The 20,967-nt window shown below is 40.1% G+C and carries 14 protein-coding genes; 5 read left to right on the top strand and 9 right to left on the bottom strand.

Features of this window, described 5'->3' with window-relative positions:
• Positions 1 to 19 precede the first annotated feature (19 nt).
• On the top strand, positions 20 to 1,714 hold the full coding sequence (locus tag B2W36_RS19770) for a HEPN domain-containing protein (RefSeq protein WP_293889335.1): 1,695 nt from the start codon (positions 20 to 22) through the stop codon (positions 1,712 to 1,714).
• Positions 1,715 to 1,759: 45 nt separating this feature from the next.
• Here B2W36_RS19770 and B2W36_RS19765 read toward each other — a convergent pair whose 3' ends face one another.
• A complete protein-coding gene (locus B2W36_RS19765; RefSeq protein WP_293889334.1) occupies positions 1,760 to 2,881 on the bottom strand; it encodes an ATP-binding protein in 1,122 nt (373 codons plus the stop codon).
• Positions 2,882 to 3,338: 457 nt separating this feature from the next.
• Between B2W36_RS19765 and B2W36_RS19760 the strand changes: the two genes are divergently transcribed.
• Entirely contained in the window at positions 3,339 to 3,710 is a 372-nt protein-coding gene (locus tag B2W36_RS19760) for a hypothetical protein (protein WP_293884220.1), read from the top strand.
• A 2-nt stretch (positions 3,711 to 3,712) separates the two neighbouring features.
• Entirely contained in the window at positions 3,713 to 5,128 is a 1,416-nt protein-coding gene (locus B2W36_RS19755; protein WP_293889333.1) for a PLP-dependent aminotransferase family protein, read from the top strand.
• A gap of 256 nt (positions 5,129 to 5,384) precedes the next feature.
• Here B2W36_RS19755 and B2W36_RS19750 read toward each other — a convergent pair whose 3' ends face one another.
• From B2W36_RS19750 to B2W36_RS19725, 6 genes are all read right to left on the bottom strand, one after another.
• Positions 5,385 to 7,028: a PepSY-associated TM helix domain-containing protein gene (locus tag B2W36_RS19750; RefSeq protein ID WP_293884224.1), complete on the bottom strand. Its 1,644-nt coding sequence runs from the start codon at positions 7,026 to 7,028 to the stop codon at positions 5,385 to 5,387.
• 6 nt (positions 7,029 to 7,034) lie between these two features.
• Positions 7,035 to 7,313 carry a hypothetical protein gene (locus B2W36_RS19745; RefSeq protein ID WP_293884226.1) on the bottom strand — a complete coding sequence of 93 codons (279 nt, stop codon included), beginning with the start codon at positions 7,311 to 7,313 and terminating at the stop codon, positions 7,035 to 7,037.
• A gap of 372 nt (positions 7,314 to 7,685) precedes the next feature.
• The gene (locus B2W36_RS19740) at positions 7,686 to 10,112 is read right to left on the bottom strand and encodes a TonB-dependent siderophore receptor (protein WP_293889332.1); all 2,427 of its coding nucleotides are present in this window, start codon (positions 10,110 to 10,112) and stop codon (positions 7,686 to 7,688) included.
• 112 nt (positions 10,113 to 10,224) lie between these two features.
• On the bottom strand, positions 10,225 to 10,941 hold the full coding sequence (locus B2W36_RS19735) for a DUF4198 domain-containing protein (protein ID WP_293889331.1): 717 nt from the start codon (positions 10,939 to 10,941) through the stop codon (positions 10,225 to 10,227).
• A 377-nt stretch (positions 10,942 to 11,318) separates the two neighbouring features.
• Positions 11,319 to 12,131 (bottom strand): MBL fold metallo-hydrolase, encoded by an 813-nt coding sequence (locus B2W36_RS19730; protein ID WP_293884232.1) that lies wholly within the window; start codon positions 12,129 to 12,131, stop codon positions 11,319 to 11,321.
• Positions 12,132 to 12,202: 71 nt separating this feature from the next.
• Positions 12,203 to 13,630, bottom strand: a complete 1,428-nt coding sequence (locus B2W36_RS19725) for an L-serine ammonia-lyase (RefSeq protein WP_293889330.1) — start codon at positions 13,628 to 13,630, stop codon at positions 12,203 to 12,205.
• Between the two features lie 215 nt (positions 13,631 to 13,845).
• Between B2W36_RS19725 and B2W36_RS19720 the strand changes: the two genes are divergently transcribed.
• Positions 13,846 to 15,393 (top strand): glycoside hydrolase family 10 protein, encoded by a 1,548-nt coding sequence (locus tag B2W36_RS19720; RefSeq protein ID WP_293884236.1) that lies wholly within the window; start codon positions 13,846 to 13,848, stop codon positions 15,391 to 15,393.
• Positions 15,394 to 15,487: 94 nt separating this feature from the next.
• Here B2W36_RS19720 and B2W36_RS19715 read toward each other — a convergent pair whose 3' ends face one another.
• Positions 15,488 to 17,194 carry a glycoside hydrolase family 3 protein gene (locus B2W36_RS19715; protein WP_293889329.1) on the bottom strand — a complete coding sequence of 569 codons (1,707 nt, stop codon included), beginning with the start codon at positions 17,192 to 17,194 and terminating at the stop codon, positions 15,488 to 15,490.
• A 264-nt stretch (positions 17,195 to 17,458) separates the two neighbouring features.
• Positions 17,459 to 18,001, bottom strand: coding sequence for a TetR/AcrR family transcriptional regulator (locus B2W36_RS19710; protein WP_293889328.1), 543 nt, complete (start codon positions 17,999 to 18,001; stop codon positions 17,459 to 17,461).
• A 217-nt stretch (positions 18,002 to 18,218) separates the two neighbouring features.
• On the opposite strand from B2W36_RS19710, the gene B2W36_RS19705 reads away from it, so the two are divergent.
• Positions 18,219 to 20,960 (top strand): TonB-dependent receptor, encoded by a 2,742-nt coding sequence (locus B2W36_RS19705; protein ID WP_293889327.1) that lies wholly within the window; start codon positions 18,219 to 18,221, stop codon positions 20,958 to 20,960.
• Positions 20,961 to 20,967 lie beyond the last annotated feature (7 nt).

Here is a 20,967-nt window from a genome sequence, read left to right as displayed (position 1 = left end):
CATTTATTCAATCCATATTATGAACACCGATATTAACCCTATTATTGAGGCAATCCTTCGTGCCGTTGCTGTCGATGAAATCTACCATTGGACTTTTGACCACGATAATAAAAAGTTTCAGATGCTACAGATTAATATAGCATCAAATAAAGGAATGCGACATTCGGATCCGAGTAGCCTGATTAACAAAATTGTCAAAAACCGCCCATCAGACTTATATATCAAAGTGTGCCTTACGCACGAAGCACAAAAACAACTGGATCTCGGACAGGCTCGCACTCATCTTATCTACCAGCCTAAAAACCGCGTTTATCAAAATCCGGCGCAAGAAATCCCACTGATCTTTCCGGATTATACAGCTACAGAGATTATCGAAAAAACAAGATCATATATCGACAAAGAAAAAAGTAAAATCAGATCGTTTATAGATGGACACTTTTACTATTTGGATAGTAACAACCATGCTCACGCAGCCTTTATGCTACATCAGGCCATCGAACTATCCCTGAAAACTGCAGAACATATCCTTTTGAATGATGATCGAAAATCACATTCGCTTACAGGTAGTATGGGCTACCTTAAAAATTTTGATTCTAAACTGGCGATACTAATCGACAACAAAGAAGAAAAACAAGCCTTAGCTAAAATCGATGAAGCTTATATTGGTTATCGCTATAATCAAGATTATCTTATCGATGAAGATGTATTAGAAACAGGCTATCAGATTGCTATCAATACATTAAACTGGATATACGATTATTCGAATATTTTATTCAAAGAAATTAAGTCAAAACTTAACTCGCCTGCAGTCAATAACTTCGAAGTTGAAAATTGCAAAAACAACAATGAAATATACAATCAAAGTTACTGTAACGCTAATTATCGAGACCTCATTTTAAACGCTATAGAGCGCTATTGCACTCCTGCGCTGGTCGTATGTTTCGGTTATGATTCTGATCATCACAACTATCATAATGCGCTGAAAAGGGTAAAAAATGATTGCATCACGCATGCTTACTATATCTTAGTCGCTTATGATATTTTAAGCATCGAGATCAATAATCTAACGCAGCTCATAACAGGTATGCTTCCCAAAAATGTATCGCTTACGATGGTCGCGGAAAACACGAAAGCTTTCACCAAACAGCTCTCAAACGGGCATCCATTTTTTGTGTCGCTCCTCAAAGTGGGCGACATCTGGTTTCAGAATCCATCCATAGCCAATATCGATCGGGAAAGCATTGCTGCTCCACAGTTACATCTTGAATATGTATGTCAACAATGGAAGACGCGCTATAATAACGCGCGTACATTATACTTACCTTATGAGGAAGACTGGTCGTCAATAAGCGTAGAGGCCATATATTATATGCTATCGCAGGCGTTGGAGCAGACTTGTCTCGGTGTAATCAATAGCGTACTTCAATACAAACCGCAACGGGTCAATCTCACTTTCCTCATGCAACTCTGCAAATTGATAGTTCCTGATGTCTACGCCACATTTTGCTTAGATCATGAAGAGCCGCTTAAGGCCTTTAAAAACATAACGGAAGCACAACAACAATTTACGCACAATGCAAATTATAAAGGAGATCCATTAGCAGTTATAGAATTGCAAAAACGCACAAAAACTTTTATAGAAAGGTGTAACCAAGAGATGGAAAGCTATTTTGAGAGGATTTCTAGCCAACAGCTGGTCGAACAAGTTGAATAGAAGAGATTATTAAAAATAGAAGCCTGAGACCCCTTATTTCAACGATTATTCAAGACCAATAAACGCTCTAAAATTATCCTTTGAGATTACCTGAACATCTGCGCTATAGGCTTCTACAAAATTTGACGGTATTTTTGCTTTCGCCTTAGGGTTCCATTTAAATTCGTAACCGGTTATTTTGCCGTCCGCTTCTTCTACATAATCGATTTCTTGCTGCTGTTTAGTCCGCCAGAAGTATTTATTGACAAAGCGCCGGCTATAACTGTTGTGTTTTAAGCGTTCTGAAATCAGAAAATTCTCCCAGAGTGCCACCACATCATCCCTTAATTCGATTGGATTAAAGTTTTGTATCACAGCATTGCGGATTCCGTTGTCATAAAAATATATTTTTCGATTTGTCTTTATTTCATTACGCAGGTTTCGGCTAAAGGAAGTCAAGGGGAATATAATGTAAGAAATTTCCAAGAGATGAATATAATTGGCAACAGTGTTTTTATCAACTCCTGTAAGCTGGGCAATTTCATTATAGCTCACTTCGGATCCAATTTGAAAGGCTAAGACTTGAAGGATCTTCTCGAGAACTTCTGGTTTTTTTATATTCGCTAAGGTCAAAATATCCCGATACAAATAACTTTGAGAGATCTCATTGAGTACTTCCCGTTCGTCACCGCGGCTAGTAATCGATTCTGGATAAAATCCATAAACCAGTCTAGTTTCCAGATCGCCTGCAGCATTAAGAAAGCCAATACTATGCTCATATTCTGCATAAGAAATAGGGAAAAGATTGAACTCTCTCTTACGTCCTGTCAATGGCTCATGTGTATGGGTTTTCAACTCAAGCGCCGAGGATCCGCTGAGGATAAGCTCGACATCTTTAAATTGGTCATGTATAATTTTTGCTGTTAAACCAATATTTTCGATACGCTGTGCTTCATCAATAAATACCACTTTAGCTTGACCAATAATTGTTTCAATCTCTTTTGTGTTAGGACTGTTGAGATAAGTCCTTACCAAGGGATCATCCCCATCCAAAAATAAATAATCGTCACCAGAAAGTATCTCTTTGATCAGGGTAGTTTTACCTACTTGCCGCGGACCAATTAGTAGGATAGTTTTCGCCTTAAAAAGTGCTTGCTCCAACTTATTTTTGATTAATCGCTGTATCATAGTACATTTTGTATTCACCAAAAGCAATGCTTTTCGGTGAGTATATTCACCAAAAAGCATTACTTTTGGTGAATTATAATATCATATAACTTTTGTATACTATTAAATACTGCCTTAAATACGATGGGACCCCCAGAATTCATCAGTCGAAGCCTTAAAGAAATCACCAAAATATTTATCGAAGAATGTAACTAGGAGATGGAAAGCCACCATTTCTTCATCTCCCTAAACAAAACTGACCAAGAAGCCTCGCAAAGCAAGGGCGGCAGAAAAATGAGAAAGATGACATCCGGATCAATCGTAACTACGGGTAAAGTGGGAATAGTGTAAAGATCTCAAATGGAAATTACAAAAATCACAGGACAACCTAATTTTTTTCTGTACCCCTATTTTAACGGCACTCTGTACCTAAACAGCATCCTGTACCCTTCTTAAATTAGCAAAAAGATTTATTCTTATGGCGACAACTGCACATCAACCGTATCTGATCAGACAAGTGGAACTTTCTGATTTAGCGCTTATCAAAGAAATGCAAAACAAAAAGCAGGTAGATACAGCACGCATAAGCATGCCTTTCCTAGTGCTCGACCAAGGCAATCAATTAAAAGCCTTTTCATCTGTAATACTCTGCAAAAAGAATTTACTGTCGGTCGAAATGACCTACGAGGGTCCTATTTCGGATACGCTTTCCATCGTATTTATGGACAAAGCGCAATCCTTCTTTGAGCAGCAGTTGATGGACCTATTTGGTTCGGAAGAATCGCTCAGAAAAGGAATCCACCGATATAATAACTGGTTAAATCAAAACAGAAACAGTAAATTAGCATAAGGATGGAACAGCAACTGTTATATAAAAAAATAGCCAATATTGTCGAGAACCAGATCAAAAATGGTTCTTTGGTCTATGGCGATCGTTTGCCTTCTGTCCGCAGCGCTCAGAAATTATACAATGTAAGTTTAAATACGGCAAAAAGTGCCTATATGGAACTAGAGAGTCGATCGCTCATTGAATCACGGCCAAAATCAGGCTATTTCGTTAGCCGGTCTGGGCTTCGTCGGATGGCGATTCCCTCCATTTCTACCTTCAAAATCGACGAAAAGAAACAAGATCCCGCGGCATTGATCGATAAAGTTTTCCACTCCTTGGAAGACAAGGAAATTACACGCTTTTCACTGGGTTTACCGAGTGCATCATTACTTCCGATTCAGAAACTCAATCGATGCATTATAGAGTCGGTTCATGACCTGCATGATTATGGTGATCAATATGGACAGGTACAGGGAAGTCCGAGCTTGCGGAAAGAAATTGCCAAATGGTCATTGGTACTTGAAGGAAAAATAAGTGACGAGGATCTTATTATCACGTCGGGTGCCATGAATGCCATCTACAGCTGCCTTCGTGCCGTCACTAAACCCGGCGACACCATAGCGGTGGAAAGCCCCCTTTATTTTGGTTTTATTCAGGCCTTTCAACTACTGGGTCTCAAAACCATCGAGATTCCGACCCACCCTATTACGGGAATTGAATTAGATGCCCTGAAAAAAGTTATTCATAAAATTGATGTCTGTTGCTTCGTTACCAACTTTAGCAATCCACTGGGTGCGCTCATGCCCGATGAGCATAAAAAGGAACTCGTCAAACTGCTCGCACACTACCATATTCCATTGATTGAAGACGACCTGTATGGAAACATCTATTTCGGTTCGTCACGGCCCAAGCCGTGCAAATATTTTGATGAAGAGGGACTGGTGATGTGGTGTGGATCATTTACCAAAGTATTGGCGCCAAGTTTTCGGCTTGGATGGGTTGAGCCCGGGCAATACAAGGATAAAATCCTAAAACAAAAACTCATACAGACGATTTCGCAGCCTGCTATTTATCAAGAGGCGGTTTCCAAATTCTTACAGATCGGCAGGTACGACCATCACCTCAATAGCTTCAGAAAAAAATTGTACAGCAATTATGTCAATTTTAGAAACAGCATTGAGGCCCATTTTCCGGAAAACACAAAAATGTCACAGCCTGAGGGCGGATTTGTACTTTGGCTAGAACTAGATGCTAAGATTGACTCAACGATGCTCTACGATTATGCCCTCAGACAAAAGTTGAGCTTTGCTCCCGGAAGAATGTTTACACAGCACGATCAGTTTAAGAATTGTATTCGGCTCAACTATGCCGTAGACTGGAACGAAAAGACGGCACAGGATCTGATGCGCCTTGGGCGATTTTTCAAGGCCGTATTGTAAGAGGAATACCATTGGGACCTTCTTTGGGAAATATTACCACTTTTCCATCTCGGCTCAACTCCGTATCAAATATTTCCGCGATCATCAGTTTGGTATCATTGGATAAGAATTGTTCTGCGCCGTGAGTAGTTTATCTACCAGGATCTGACCTTAGAGGTATTTAACCCGTATCCAATACACGTTTCAAGGGCACTTTGTGAGCGCGCTGAAAATTGAAAAAACGAAGTATATTTACTCGCAGAGAAAAGAACCCTTGCTAACGAATAGTTTCAAAGAATTTTTTGGTCTTGTTATAGGCGATTATACCAATAATACCTATCATAAGCCATAAAAAATCGACGACAAAAATATCACGTTGTCCATTGTGAAACGTATCCCAAATCCAGCTTCCGGTCATAAAACCGTTGACTAATGGGATAAAAAATGCTAAGACACTTCCAATCAGCAAGGTTTCGCGATTGGTTCTTCTAATGCTTTTTCGAAGTATATAGTACAGAGAAAACAGCAACCAACTGTAAAAATACACCCGATAGATAAAGTCCTGATTGACTGCTGGGCTCAATTTGATTGCAATGAAAGCCAAGGCTGTGACAGGCAGCATCGTCAGACATATAGCGGTAAAGATATTGGCTGCCCAGAAATTGAATTTTCGTTTTCGTGGAATTACATTGTTTTTGTCACGCGCAACTAACCAGATTAATATACCTGAGATAATGACCAGACAACCCATAGCTCCCAAAATAAAGTACACCATCTTAAGCGGATAGCCTCCATAATCGCCATAATGCAGCCGATATATAATGCTGCGGACCCCGTCTGCATAGGTAGCTTCGCTTACAGGGGATTTTTCGGCAACAATTGTATTATCGGCAACTCTAACGGATAATATACCCGATCCGGCAAAACTTTTATTAAAATGCGGCTCAAGCTCCATGACAACATGCATATTGGAATCTGCGTAATTTTTGATCGTGATGCGCTGAAAATCGGATTCTGGCCATTTATATTTTGCCAAATCCAAAAATGGAGCGATCTTAACATGTGCATCAAGGGGCTTATAGGTATAGGGGAAATTTATATCCGCACTAACACCTATATCTTGATACATTTTTTGTTGATCACCGTCATAAAGCAGCTTACTAAGTGGTAAAGCCAATACCGAATTGATAATCAAAAAGGTTCCGGTCACGGCAAAGATAAATTGAAACGGGAAACCAATAACACCTAAGGCAGTGTGCATATCGGTCCATACTGTTTTCCATTTGCTAAAAGGCCTGAATACAAAGAAATTTGACACAATCTTGTCCCAATGTAGCAGTAACCCAGTGATAAGAGCAAATAGAAAAATAAAAGCTGTTATGCCTGCGATAAGATAACCAAATGGTGCTATGCCTACCCTAATCGGTACTTGATTAAGCTGGGCCAAGAAATGTAAACGGAATAAAAACTCTCCCATATCATAATTCTGTACATAATCACCATATTTTTTATTGGCGAAATTGTAGGTAAAGTTTTTCGAATCATCCTCTCCTCCTCTTCTTCGGCCATTTTTCTTTGCAGCTTTTTGTTCGGGCGTTATCTTGGCTAAATTTTCTTTGTTTATGATTGTGTCGTTAGATGCACTCAGTGCTACGTAAGCTGCTGTGCCTTCGCGGTGCATATAAAAGGTAATATCACGTCCGTGTAAATTGGTCTGTCCCTTAAGTGAATCTAGCAATCGGTCAAAGTTTTGATGATCTTCACGGTAGGTTTTATAGGATGTATTATTCTGCCAGGCAGCAATTTCATGTCTAAAAAATGCAAATGAACCCGCAAAGAATATCACATAGAGGATAGCACAAATGGTAATGCCACTGATGGTATGTGTATTGAAGTAGATATTATAATTTCGGTTATTCATGACGAATTACAGTTTAAAGAAATAAGGCAAAGAGAAAATTACTGCCAAAAGCAAGTATATCCCCCATATCTTCCATCCGCTCTTAGCAAGGAAAGCCAATAAGAGCAGTACCGCCCATAATAGATAACCGGTGAGACACGCTGTAGCAACAACATCTTTTTTTTCAAAAATATGTGTGACTAAGACATGAAATGAGAGCATCACAATATAACCACCGACAAAACCGGCTGTAATTTTCAGGAACCGTTGAAAGGGTGTACTGAGGTATTTTTTATTAGCAGGCATATTTTATCGGTTAGGAAATCAACAATTCAACACAAAGGCTAAATAAATAGAGGCCCAAAATCGGATACAATTTAAAATAGCGATATGGATTCAATAAAACCACGAGACTCATCATACACATGAAATAAGCAAAAAAAGCAAAAAAGCCTGCTCCGAAACCTTGCAGATAAAGCAAGGCGGCAAAGGGAATGAGTAGCAGCAATATGCTTAAAATGCGCACAAACTTCGTTTGTGCGCACATTTTTTCTAGCCATGGTGGTCTAGGCCCAAACTTTACTTTTTTACTTGAACTGTAAAAAAGATAGGTTCCACAGAGTATCACGATTAGCAATGTACTATACATCGGTTCTATATTTTATCTAGATCGTTTGTTTAAAACTTATAGGTAACTCCCATACGGAAATTACGTCGCGCTTCTACGATATAGGTATAATAGCTCACACTTTCTGCTATTTTAGCATTTTTTGCAGTGATAGAGCCTGCTGTAAGCAGCTTTCTATTGTCCAACAAGTTATTAACCATTACAGAGATATTATATCTCCCTTTTTGGTAACTAATACCACCATCGGTTCGCAAATAATTCTTGAAATTACTTTCTTTTGTGGTTCCGATAGCACGATCAAACATTCCTTGAACGCTACCGACAAAGCCAAGACCACGAACCATTCCTTCTTGAATACGATAGGAGACAAATGCATTGGCAGTATGTTTTGCGGTATTTGGCGTAATATCCCCAATCTTCTCTTCTCTTGAATCTTTTGATATTTTAGAGTCAGTCAACGCATAGTTGGCATTCACATTCAATCCGGGTAGCACTTCGCCAGTTACATCAAATTCGATACCTTTCGATGTTGTCTCACCTATAGCTATTTTGAAGAAACTATTTGTGCTTCCTGGTATTGGATGGTCAAAATCGTCAGCTAGGGCATTTTTTCTTTTTATCTGATAGGCACTTAATGTCGATATCCACTTTCCACCTCCCCATTCTTTTTTCACACCAGCTTCAAAATCGTTCCCACGAACCGGTTTGAAAGGATTTCCATCCCAATCAGAACCAGCCTGTGGAACAAAAGATTGATCAAACAACCCATAAACACTTGTAGATTTGTCAATAGAATAACTCAACCCAACGCGTGGAGAAAATGCCTTATCATTTTGGTCTGGTATTACCTGCGTGCCTACTGTTTTTCCCAGCGTCTCAGCCACAGTATAACGTAATCCTAAAGAAAGACGTAACTTTTCATTTAAAAAAGCCATCTCATCATGTGCGTAGAAAGACATATAGCTAGTTAAATTCACATAGTTGGAACCTCCGGCGCGCACCTTGATATTCTTTGAGCGGTCAACTACAGGAAAAACTGTTCCAGGAATATTATATTGTGGATTATAGACGTTCAATGCCGTACCTGGAATTTCAGCGAGTAAAGTTCCAAAATCGCCCCAAAACTTCTTGTTACCGTAATCTGCGCCCACTAAGATTCGGTGACGAACACTACCTGTATATTCTTCTCCATTTAAAGAAACCTGACCGAAGCGATTTTCACCATGCTCGTCCGCAATACTGTAATAACGAGGCATATCACCATTCGCAGTCATGTAGTTCAACCAAGTGCTCGTCGCCTTCATATCAAAATTGAAATAAGCCATTTGCGCATGTAATTTCCAACGGTCGTTCAGCTGACGGTCTAAATAGACATATGCACTGTGGTCCTTCAGCTTACCTGGTTCCATCGAAGGGTCACCATAGAAAAAATCATTGGAAATATCTGGATCAGCAAATCCCTTAGGCGAAAAAGTATAATTACCATTTGCCAGATAGGTAGATCCCTGATAGGTGTATTCAAATGTTAAACTCGTCAAAGAATCGACCTTATACGTCACAACTGGAGCCACAACAACACGATTGTTGTAGTTGTATTTTGTAAAATAATCCTTTTGCTGCGCAGCCATATTTAAACGGTATAACAACTTGCCATCTTTCCGTAATTTACCATCAAAATCGACCGCAGCGCGATAGGTACTGAAACTTCCCACATTAAATGTTGCCGACCCTTTAGTATTCCCTGTTGGTTTCTTGGTAACAACATTATAAAACCCTCCTGGCTCACCATTCGCTAGCATAAAACCTGCTGGTCCTTTTACAAACTCGATTCGTTCGATCATGCTCGCATCTTCGGCAGTTGGTCCCCAAGAGGCCTCGATATTCATACCGTTACGAAATGCCGGAATCTTAGATCCGCGCATGCGTATGTTAGCGTACTGATTGTCCCAGTGACCTTGGCGTGTAGCCCCGCTAATATTCCGGGTGATACCATCGACAATATCAAATACTTGCTGATCGGCCATTAAATCGGATGAAATAACCTGTATATTCTGAGGCAACTCCAAGATTGGTGTTTTAAGACGCAAAGATCCCGATATACTATCGAATTTATAGTGTTCATAGTATTTACCATAGACCGTTACCTCATCTATCGACTCGAACTGATCCTTCATCCTAATTTGCCCCAACTGTATACGCTCATCATTCAATACAACTTGCATGGTATGCTTGCTATAACCGATCGCTTTAATCTCCAAATGGTAGGTCTTCGAAGCAAGCTTATCGAAGATGAAGTGTCCCTCACTATCCGTACTTGTCGTGACACCAGTATTCGTCAATTTTACGGTCGCCCCGGAAATGGGCTCAGATTTTTCATTGATAAGAAATCCTTCAATAACTTTGTTCGTCTGTGCCTGCGCAACAGAAAAAACCGAACTTATCAAAGGAATGGCTAAAAAGGATAAAGATTTATTCATGAATGTAGTATGGTAGATGTTTTTTTTAGATCTTCTTTTTTCAAAAGGATCCATTACTGTTTCGATGTTTCAAATGGATCCTTTAATTATTCAGTATATTTCAGGCCTGCAGCTATTTCACGGTAATAAAAGTCGTACTACCCTGCCATGCTGATGCATAGGGTTTCCCTTCATGTTCACCCGCAACCTCAACAAATGTACTTGCTTCCAAAACATAAGGACCCGACCAGAGGGCATCAAATGTTAGCAGGCCATTCTCATCGGCAACAAACTCTTTCCCCCAACCTGTCGCAGAAAAAACGGATACTTTGGCTTGAGGCACAACTTTGCCGTGGCTAGTAATCTTTGCTTGCAAGCTTTGACCTTTTTTTAAGTTATTCGCTGTAAGCAGTTCAATCTGCAATGGATTTTTTACGACGCTATAATCAAGTACTGTCGGTTTTCCAACGATAACCGGTACAAGCGAAGAAAATTCATATTTCGTTTTACCACCCAAATCTTTAGGTGCCTTGACAATGGATAGAAAATAGGTTCCCGCTACGACAGGTTGAAATGACCCGCTAAAGTGATCACCTTTATTCGTCAGCTGTAGTTTGATGGGCTCCTTTCCAGGAGTATGCAACATTAGTGAGAAGTCCTTCACGTCGGAGTACCATTTGTCGACCTGATCTCTTTCGTTTGTTGCAAATTCACCGTAATATACTTTTACTTCATGGGCTTGGTTGAGTGTCCCATAAGAAGATGTTTCAATCCAGAGTGCGTGTGCATAACCATTATTACTACACAGCAGTACCGCTAAAAAGGTAAAGAATGAAATTAAAATTTTCATAATATGTTGATTGATGTTTAGTTTTTCTTCAACTTATTATGGGAGAATTCCAGGTTTGTTGGAGTCCAACAACGAATAAATGATAAAATTCGTTATCTTGTAAATTCTTCCATATCGTATATCGGGAGTAACTGATACAGCATACTGTTTCAGTCACCTACATGCAGTTGCCGCTGTATGTAGATTTGTACCATGTAATAGATTGCCGTCTATTGCATGGTATTTGTTAGCCGTCTTTTATTACACCGATGTAATTTAGACTGATTAAAAACAGAGCAAATATAACAGGAAATCTTTTTAAATCAAGTATATTTTTTATTTTACAGTATTTTATCTTCTTGGGTTAAGAAAAACTGCGAAGCGAATGGAGTTAAAGTTTAAGAAGAAAGAGCCACAGGCATTGAAAACGCAGCTAAATGTTGTTCGAGCACATGTTTCAGATCGAACAATTCAGTTTCCTGATATCGTGTTGCGACATGGAGCTTGATGCGTTCGCAATGCGGTTCGAAAGTTTGCTGTACAAGATCAACCGTATTGTTTTCACCGGAGAGGTGAGTGAGAATAAGATGTTTAAGACGTTTTGTTTTATGGGCATTAAACAGTTCAACGGCGACCCGATTTGAAAGATGGCCCCATCCACTACTAATCCTGTTTTTAAGAAAATAGGAATATCGGCCTATCCGCAACATATCTTCATCATAATTTGATTCCAGAAGCAATACATCCGAATGCTGGATAACATGTTCTACATTTTCACAGGGCCGTCCTATATCGGTCAATATACCAATATTGTATGTGCCATCCGAAACAAGAAAGCTGCACGGTTCTTTGGCATCGTGATATTTGGGAATACCATACACTTTGAGCCCTCCTATTTCGACAACTTCATCGTGATTTATGATATGTACCAAATGAGATGGAAGTTGCAACCTGGTACCCTCATAACTACCTTTAGTGATATAAACTGGTAGATTATACTTTTTAGCGAATACGGATAGCCCCCTTATATGATCAGAATGCTCGTGTGTAATGAAAATTGCTTTGATCTGCGTGGGTAAAATACCCAAATTATACATCCGAAGGTGAATATGTTTACTGTTGATACCAGCATCTATCAAAATGGCAGAATCGTCTTTAGCGACATAATAACAGTTCCCATTACTTCCGGAGGCGATTGCGCAATATTTCATTCGTGACTTTATTTATAAGAATATATATTATCGCCTCAAAGATACAAAAAACAAAAAGACTCAGACAATCATTAACATTCCGGCAAACTCAAAGGAATATTGACGGCAAGTCCGCCATCGGCTGTTTCTTTATATTTAGCGTTCATATCAAGAGCCGTCTCCCACATCGTTTTAACCACAGTATCCAAACTAACCTTTGCTTTATCCGGATTCGATTGTAACGCCAACTGTGCTGCAGTTATCGCTTTAATAGCCCCCATCGTATTGCGTTCGATACATGGGATCTGAACCAATCCGCCGATTGGATCGCATGTCAATCCAAGATGATGCTCCATGGCAATCTCGGCAGCCATCAATACCTGGCGCTGCGATCCACCCAGCACTTCGGTCAACGCTCCGGCAGCCATGGCCGAGGAAACGCCGATCTCTGCCTGACAGCCTCCCATTGCAGCAGAAATAGTTGCATTTTTCTTAAAAATTGAACCAATTTCAGATGCCGTAAGGATGAACTGTATAATTTTATTTTCACGCATTCCGTCGTGGAATGTAATATAATACTGCAATACAGCCGGTATAACACCTGATGCACCGTTAGTAGGAGCTGTCACCACACGTCCGAAAGATGCGTTTTCTTCATTGACGGCAAGTGCAAAACAACTTACCCAATCCAGAATATATTGAAAGTTTTGTCCTCCTTCGCGAATTGCGCCTACCCAAGATGTATAATCTTGATAGGTACGCCCTTGCATTAACTTCTTATTTAGCTTAGCCGCTCTTCTTTCAACATTTAGTCCCCCGGGCAATGTCCCTCCTGTATGGCAGCCCCGGTAGATACACTCCTGTATCGTTTGATAAATAGTTAATACCCCCGCCAGCGTTTCGCTTTCTTCACGCCATGCACATTCATTTTCGAGGACCAGCTCGGAAATTTTCAATCCGGTTTTCATCGTCCAATGCAGGAGTTCCTGCGCAGTATCTACAGGAAATGGAAGGTCTACTTCCGATAAAACACCTTCGGTATCATTTTCTTGCACGACAAAACCGCCACCTATAGAATAATAGGTTTCACTAATTGCTTTCCCATTGGATAGAAAAGCCTGAAAAGTAACAGCATTCGGATGAAAAGGCAAGCTTTCAGCATATAAAAAAAGTAAATCTTCTGGGTAGGAAAATGGAATGGTTCGTTCCCCAGCGACTTGGAGTTTACCGCTTGCCTTGATATGGTCCACTTTAGGCGTAACTTGATTAACATCAAAGGTGACAGGATCATCTCCGCTCAATCCTAATAGAACAGCAATATCAGTACCGTGCCCAGCCCCCGTCTTAGCTAAAGAACCATAAAGCAAAATTTTAACCTGTTCGACCTCGTTTAATACACCATTTGACTTGAGCACAGCTGTAAATTGCTGCGCCGCACGCCACGGTCCTAAGGTATGCGAACTAGAGGGTCCTATACTAATCTTAAACATATCAAAAACGGATATTTGTTCTTTGCTCATAATTTTTTTTATTGCGGTCAGCCGATCAAGTCACTGCTTTATTAAAAACCGCATCTAAATTAGTACAAATAAAGTACAATGTTACCTGCAATTGCATTATTATCAATTTCAAAACCAAGCTCACGTTCTTTTAGCAAGTATCCAACAAACATCTTACATTTTTTAGCGAAAAAGTAAGAAATGCTTCCCTATCTTTGTTGGCTATAATTTATAGGATGACGGGAAAAACAGTTTTATATTCTTTTTTTACATTTTTTATTTGTTTCTTTTCGATTAGATCGTATTCTCAGCAGCTCCCTAAGCGGGAGTTTCGCGGTGTATGGGTTGCAACGATAGGTAACATAGACTGGCCCTCCGTAAAGGCTGGCAATAATGTGGCAAAGCAAAAACAGGAATTCATTGATTTACTGGACCAACATCGTAGTGCGGGACTGAATGCGATTATTCTGCAAGTGCGTCCTGCGGCAGACGCCTTCTATGCAAAAGGCAGAGAGCTTTGGAGTAGATACTTAACTGGAAAACAGGGATTGGCGCCTTCTCCATTTTATGATCCTTTGGAATTTGCAATCAATGAGGCTCACAAGAGAGGAATGGAACTTCATGCCTGGTTCAATCCGTATCGTGCTTCAACTACGTTAAATCCCGCTCATTTTTCGGAAGACCATATTACCAAGCGTCACCCTGAATGGTTCTTCACTTATGCCGGCAAAAAACTTTTCAATCCGGGGATTCCCGAAGTACGTAAATACATTATTGATGTGATTATGGATGTGGTTAAGAACTACGATGTAGACGGGATCCACTTCGATGACTATTTCTACCCCTATCCTGATAACAGAAATACACCCGTACCGGATCAGATTACTTTTGGTCAATATAATAATGGGATTGAAAAAATTGACGACTGGCGACGTAACAACGTCAACCTGTTGGTACGTGACCTCGGTCTCGCTATCAAAAAGGTAAAGCCCTATGTCAAATACGGTATCAGTCCTTGTGGTGTATGGGACAACAAAGAAAACAATAGTGCTGGCTCGGAGACCCGTGGACTGAGTGCTTATCGGGAATTATATGCTGATGGTGTCAAATGGATGCAGGAAGGTTGGATTGATTATATCAATCCGCAGATCTACTTTCCTTTCAAAAATCGAGCAGCGGCGTATGAGATCTTAGTTGACTGGTGGCAGAAACACACCTATGGCCGCCATTTTTATGTGGGCCATGGAGCTTATCGTGTTACCGAAAATAAGATCGGCTGGACAGACCGAAGTCAAATTCCGAGACAGGTACGTCACTTAAGGGCGGAACACAATGTGGAGGGAAGTATTTATTTCAGTTCCAAATCGCTTACTGATAACCTTGCTGGATTGCAGGACTCTATGCGGAATGACCTATACCGAAGCCCTGCTTTACCGCCTGCGATGCCCTGGTTAGACAGTATTCCACCGAATGCACCTTTTGGTCTTTTAGTGAAAAAATCGCCCAATGCTAAAATGAACACCCTATTTTGGCAAAAGCCAGATATGGCAAGCGATGGGGAGTCTGCTTATGGTTATCTAATCTATCGATTCAACCTCGATGAAAAAGTCGGTATCCAGGATCCGGGAAAAATTATTTTTATCACCTTTGACGGAGATAAGCTTCAGTATACCGATGACGACATCAAACCGCACCAACAGTATAAATATGTCGTGACGGCAATAGACCGAATGAAAAATGAAAGTAAGCCGTCTGATAGTAGGACAGCCATCGAAGAGAATTAAACCAACCCTTAAAAAAACACCTCTTCCTAAATGGTTTTGCTTTGCAGGGAGACCATTTTGGGAAGAGGCGCTTTTGGGTGTGATGCTATAAACTTTATTTGCCCTGCCCGTATTTAAATTTCTTATTAATTGTTACAGGGAGCTTGCCTTTGGGGATATTTTGCCCTAAAATCGTTTTTACTGCTGCTTTCTGCATGAATGCATCATTCTGATAGGCAAGCAAAATGGTCTTCGCCTTTTTCGCTGCTTCAAAACCATCTAATGCATAAGCGTTAGTGAATAAGGTCAAGATTGATTTTTTTGCAAATTTCTTCATCAACCCTTGCACATCTTTATTCAACAGCATCGTTGGGCGTGGACGAAGTCTTGTATCGTGTACAGCGATAATAAACTGCTTATTCTTTTTAATTTCTTTTGTCAAACGCTTAATGTCATCTTTACTCATGCTATCGGTAATGAAATATTGTGTTTCATTGGTCAGCGCAGCTCCTAATTCATTTTGAAAAGTTTGGTTGGCGGTGATTCCGATATTAATAATAGCAGTGGGTAAATCATTTTTGAATGACTTCAATTTGTCTGTTGAGTTCAATGCGGTTATTGCTGCATTTGAAAGTTCATCAATAAGCTGAACTGCCGAGGCACGGTGTAATTCACTATATAGATTCTGTAAGGCAGTCGCCTGGTATTTATCTAAACCAAGCCATAGTTTAGCGGCGAGCACTCTTTTGACGCGCGCATCAATATCCGCCTGAGCAATACGTCCCGCTTCAATCGCTTTTATTATTAAATCGATTGCGCGTTTGCTATTTTCCGACACTTCAAGTAAATCATGGCCTGCAATAATGGCCTGTACATCGGCTTCACCGTTTGGAAAAAATTTCTTCACGCCTTTCATGTCCATTGCATCTGTAACCGTTAGCCCTTTGAAGCCAAGTTCATTGCGTAAAAGATCGGTAACAACTTTCTTGGAAATAGAGGATGGCATATTAGGAGTGTCGTCCAAACTCGGAATATTCATGTGAGCCACCATAACAGCGGGAGCACCAGCCTTGATCAACTCTTTGAAAGGATACATTTCAAGGCTATCCAATCGCTTTTTATCAAAAGGAAGCTGCGGCAGATCGTAATGTGAATCCACGTCGGTATCACCATGGCCAGGGAAATGTTTGATGGAAGCCAATATTCCGCCATCCACCATACCCTCCATATAAGCCTTTGCCTTTTGCGTCACATTATATTTATTATCACCAAAAGAACGGATACCTATTACTGGATTTTTGGGGTTATTGTTGATATCTACGTCGGGCGCAAAATTAAAATGCATCCCTATGCGATGGAAATCTAAGGCAACCTCACGTCCCATACGATAGATTAACTTATTATCCTGCACGGCGCCTAATGTCATTTGATAAGGGAAAGACAAGGTAGAATCCGGCATGCGCATACCCAAACCCCATTCGCCATCAAATGTCATCATCAAAGGAACCTTAGCTAGTGACTGATACCGATTAAACATCTCCACATGTCGTACTGGACCGCCCTGAAATACGACCAGTCCCCCCAAATGCTCGTCTTGTACCACTTGTGCGACGGAGTCAATATACTTTTGCCCCAGATTGGTGTGTGCACGAACTAAAAATAACTGAGCAACTTTTTCTTTTGGGGTCAAAGTATTGAATACCGAATCGACCCATTCATGCTGAGAGTTAATATAGCGCACAAAATCTTTTTTATCCTGAGCTTTCAAAAAAGGAATTGTGCCGACTAGTGCCAATATTGCCAGACCGAATTTTTTGAACATAAATTAGTTTGTATAATGTATTTAAAAGTACTAAGAACGCTATTATTTTGGAGAATAAGAAATTGTTTTTGCAATATTTTTATATAAAAACGCATAAAACGGCATTTTTATTACATAACTGGCTGTAAAGAACTTCTCAAGATTTGGAAGGGGCAGCAAAAGTACTGACGCTACGGATTAAGGGAGCAAAACGCGGGGCGGCAATTGATTACCGCGATTAACGAAACAGTTCTTTGGCAAAAACCAATCACTGAATCTTGTATGCTAAATAAGGTTATACTTTTTCTCTAAAAACAAGGTCAGTTCCATGGTATTCTCCAATTCGCCGATAGCTTCTTTTTTCCATAAGGTATCTATAATCAGCAATAAGAATTCGGTTTCAAACTCAGGACTTTCATAACCTAACTCTTTAAAAGCACGATGAATAATGGGCTGAACCGGTTTCATAAACTGTTCATGCTGCTGTCTTGAAAATGGATGATGAGACAAACGCTCCTGTAATCGCCAAAATATGGGTTCTGCACTCACCAGCTTACTTGGGAGATTGATCATTGTGCGCAGAAATTCTTTTGGTTCACGATAGGTCATCATGCCGCGGTGATGGGTAAGCACTTTGCGATATCCTGATTTAATCAAATAAACCAGCAACGCATCTTTGTTTCCAAAATGTTTAAAGATCAAGGCTTCAGAAACTCCAGCATTTTGGGCAATCGTTTTGGTAGAGGTATTCGTATAGCCTTGATCTGAGAAAAGCAGCAATGCTTCTTTCATAATACGCTCTTTTCTACTCAAAACACTTTCTTTCATCTTTTATTCCTTTTATCAAAACCTTATAACACTACATCTGCTATACGGTTTTGTTTAGCTGACTTTTAATTCCACTGCAAATATATCTAATCTTTCCATTCCCTTGGGGGTATTGTAACCAAAATGATAATAATTCGTAACAAATAGTACCCTATTTTTGACAAATCAATTTATGTAACCATTAACCGAATATTAAAACACATTCGCTGCTCAATCAATGAAGATCAACTTGTGGACTATCTCGCTCCTAGCGATCAGTATGTTGTTATTGGGAAAAAATGTCTTAGCCCAGCACTATATTATGGGCACGCTGCTGGATGATAGAACATCACGCCCTATCCAGGCTGCAAGTATCACGTTCATCGCGGTGAAAGATTCAATTAAATTTCAGGTTCCTACAGATATTTTAGGGAAGTTTAGCAGCAGCAAACTTTCCGACGGCGACTATTTGGTTACAGCACAAGCGATGGGCTATACGACAGACCTTCGGCGCGTTAAGCTGCTTGGTAAAACCGTTGACCTTACGTTTAAACTCAGTAGCACTGAAATTGTATTGGATGAAATCAGTATCGCCGCGAGCAGTATACAGGTTAAAGGAGATACGCTCGAATTTGATACGAAGAAATATGTTACACAAGATTTTGCAGATGCCGACGAATTGATCAAACAGATTCCTGGGGTTGAAATTGATGACGATGGCAATGTTAAAGCTCAGGGTGAGTCCGTCAATAAGATTATTATTGATGGTCGGGAGTTTTTCAGCACAGATCCTAAAGTGGCGTTGAAAAATCTTCCTGCCGATGTCATTGCTAAGATCCAAATTATCGATGATAAAACAGAACAAGCGAAATTTAGTGGTTTTGATGATGGAAAACGGATGAAAGTGATCAATATTGTCACCAAACCCGATAAAAGAAAATCCTATTTCGGTAAGCTCTCTGGGGGGGCAGGTCCTGACCGAAAATATGCCATCAATACACAGGTAACCAAAATGAATCCTAAACGGCAATATTCAATTGACATTAATACCAACAATGTCAATCAGCCCAATGGTTTTGCCCCTCGCGGAAACACAAGAGGCCGCACCGGACAGGGAGTGACCACACGTTTCAATGCGGGGTTTAATTATTTGGACCGTTTTTTTGATGACCGGATGGACTTCAATGCAAATTACACCTACAACTATACTGACAACAATGTACTCAGCCAAAGCAAAACAGAATATACTGCAGGCAACCGGGCCAACCAAATCAACAACCAGAATCAATTTAACAATACTTACAGCAACAGCCATGCGCTGTCGGTCCGCGCGAATTGGAAGATAGATTCTATTCAAAAGCTGGACTTTCAACCTAATTTCTCCTATCAAAATAATGACAGGAACAGTAGCTCGACGGGCAATACCTTATTAAATCTTGCCGAGATGCTAAATAGTTCTGACCGCAGGAATAAGAGCTTTGTAGAAAATTTCAACTGGGGCGGAGACCTCACGTATATGCGAAGACTTAACAAACCCGGTCGCACGATCAGTTTTAATATCAATGGCTCATTTAGCAGCAATAAAAGCCATGCTGAAAATTTCGCGCTAAATTCGTATTATAAAGATGGGCTATTCAGCCGGGTCGATACGGTCAACAATAGAAATTATTCCCTTGGTGACAATAATGGTTTTCGTTCCAAAATTGCCTATACAGAAATGTTAGGTAAATATTCCCGAGTGCAGGGGAATTATACTTTTCGGAATACTGCACGTTATTCGGACCGGAAGACCTATGAATTCCTAGCTGAAACAGGTCAGCTCGGGGAATTAAAAAACCGTCTTTCCAATGAATTTCGAAATGATTTTGTCTACCATAGCGGTGGTGTCTCCTACTTATTTAGCAAAAAAGACAGCATAAGGTTTCAGATTGGCTTAGATTATCAGACTGCAGCGCAAGTCAATGACAAATTATTCCCCAATACGCTGACAACAAAAAGTCACTTTACCAGTCTGCTGCCTAATCTGAACTTCCAGTATAATTTCAATAAGGACACACGGGTTGAGTTTCGGTATAATACAAAGACAAACACACCTTCAATCGAGCAATTGCAGGATTTTATAGACAATCAAAACCCACTTCGTATCAGCTCCGGAAACCCAAATCTCAAACAGGAGTATGACCATAACCTTGTTTTGCAATTCAGATCAATCAATAAGGGCACGGGGAAAAGCTTCACCTCTGATTTTACAGCAGATTTCATTCAACATAAAATCTCCAACACCATTTTCACCATAGATTCGGCATTCACAATTACGGAGGACGTCGTATTGGGACCAGGAGGACAGTATATCAGGCCAGAAAACTTCGATGGAGTTTATAACCTGAAATGGCAGAACAGTCTTGGGTATCGCTTTGAACCGTTGAAGCTCAACTTAAACCTGAACAACAATATGTATTTCAACCAAAATTACACTTTGTTAAATCTCGAAAAGGTCAACGCGCAAACATATGGAATGGGTCAACGCGTTGGCGTCAATACAGCATTCAGTAAAGACGTTATCATTGGATTGGATTACAATGGAAATATAGCATTTTCCAAGAACTCAGCGACCGAGAAGTCCAATTATTCAGTCTATAAGCATACCATCGGTAATTCTATCGCTTTAACCCTGTTAAAAACCTGGACGCTCAATTCAACGTTCAACTACCTCTACAATGGTAGTATCCTGAATTCACCGAGTACAACAAGTTTGCTATGGAACGTTTCTGTGGGCAAAAAACTATTTAAGCGCAGGAACGCTGAAATCAATCTTACGGTATTTGATCTATTTAATGACAATAAAAATATCAATCAGCAGGTCAACGATCTTTGGATACGCGTTTCGGAGTCCAATGCCATAACGCGCTACGCGGTATTAAGTTTCATTTATCATCTTCGGGGTCTTGGCGGAAAAGGAGAGATGAAAACTCGTCGTTAGCCTAAAA

Origin of the sequence: Sphingobacterium sp. UBA3549, from assembly GCF_002376635.1 — a bacterium.
Taxonomy (GTDB): Bacteria; Bacteroidota; Bacteroidia; order Sphingobacteriales; family Sphingobacteriaceae; genus Sphingobacterium.
This window is presented reverse-complemented; position numbering and strand designations above follow the sequence as displayed.

Coding starts and splice junctions, on each gene's coding strand:
- B2W36_RS19770 (WP_293889335.1), top strand. CDS start 20: ATGAACACCGATATTAACCCTATTATTGAGGCAATCCTTCGTGCCGTT.
- B2W36_RS19765 (WP_293889334.1), bottom strand. CDS start 2,881: ATGATACAGCGATTAATCAAAAATAAGTTGGAGCAAGCACTTTTTAAG.
- B2W36_RS19760 (WP_293884220.1), top strand. CDS start 3,339: ATGGCGACAACTGCACATCAACCGTATCTGATCAGACAAGTGGAACTT.
- B2W36_RS19755 (WP_293889333.1), top strand. CDS start 3,713: ATGGAACAGCAACTGTTATATAAAAAAATAGCCAATATTGTCGAGAAC.
- B2W36_RS19750 (WP_293884224.1), bottom strand. CDS start 7,028: ATGAATAACCGAAATTATAATATCTACTTCAATACACATACCATCAGT.
- B2W36_RS19745 (WP_293884226.1), bottom strand. CDS start 7,313: ATGCCTGCTAATAAAAAATACCTCAGTACACCCTTTCAACGGTTCCTG.
- B2W36_RS19740 (WP_293889332.1), bottom strand. CDS start 10,112: ATGAATAAATCTTTATCCTTTTTAGCCATTCCTTTGATAAGTTCGGTT.
- B2W36_RS19735 (WP_293889331.1), bottom strand. CDS start 10,941: ATGAAAATTTTAATTTCATTCTTTACCTTTTTAGCGGTACTGCTGTGT.
- B2W36_RS19730 (WP_293884232.1), bottom strand. CDS start 12,131: ATGAAATATTGCGCAATCGCCTCCGGAAGTAATGGGAACTGTTATTAT.
- B2W36_RS19725 (WP_293889330.1), bottom strand. CDS start 13,630: ATGAGCAAAGAACAAATATCCGTTTTTGATATGTTTAAGATTAGTATA.
- B2W36_RS19720 (WP_293884236.1), top strand. CDS start 13,846: ATGACGGGAAAAACAGTTTTATATTCTTTTTTTACATTTTTTATTTGT.
- B2W36_RS19715 (WP_293889329.1), bottom strand. CDS start 17,194: ATGTTCAAAAAATTCGGTCTGGCAATATTGGCACTAGTCGGCACAATT.
- B2W36_RS19710 (WP_293889328.1), bottom strand. CDS start 18,001: ATGAAAGAAAGTGTTTTGAGTAGAAAAGAGCGTATTATGAAAGAAGCA.
- B2W36_RS19705 (WP_293889327.1), top strand. CDS start 18,219: ATGAAGATCAACTTGTGGACTATCTCGCTCCTAGCGATCAGTATGTTG.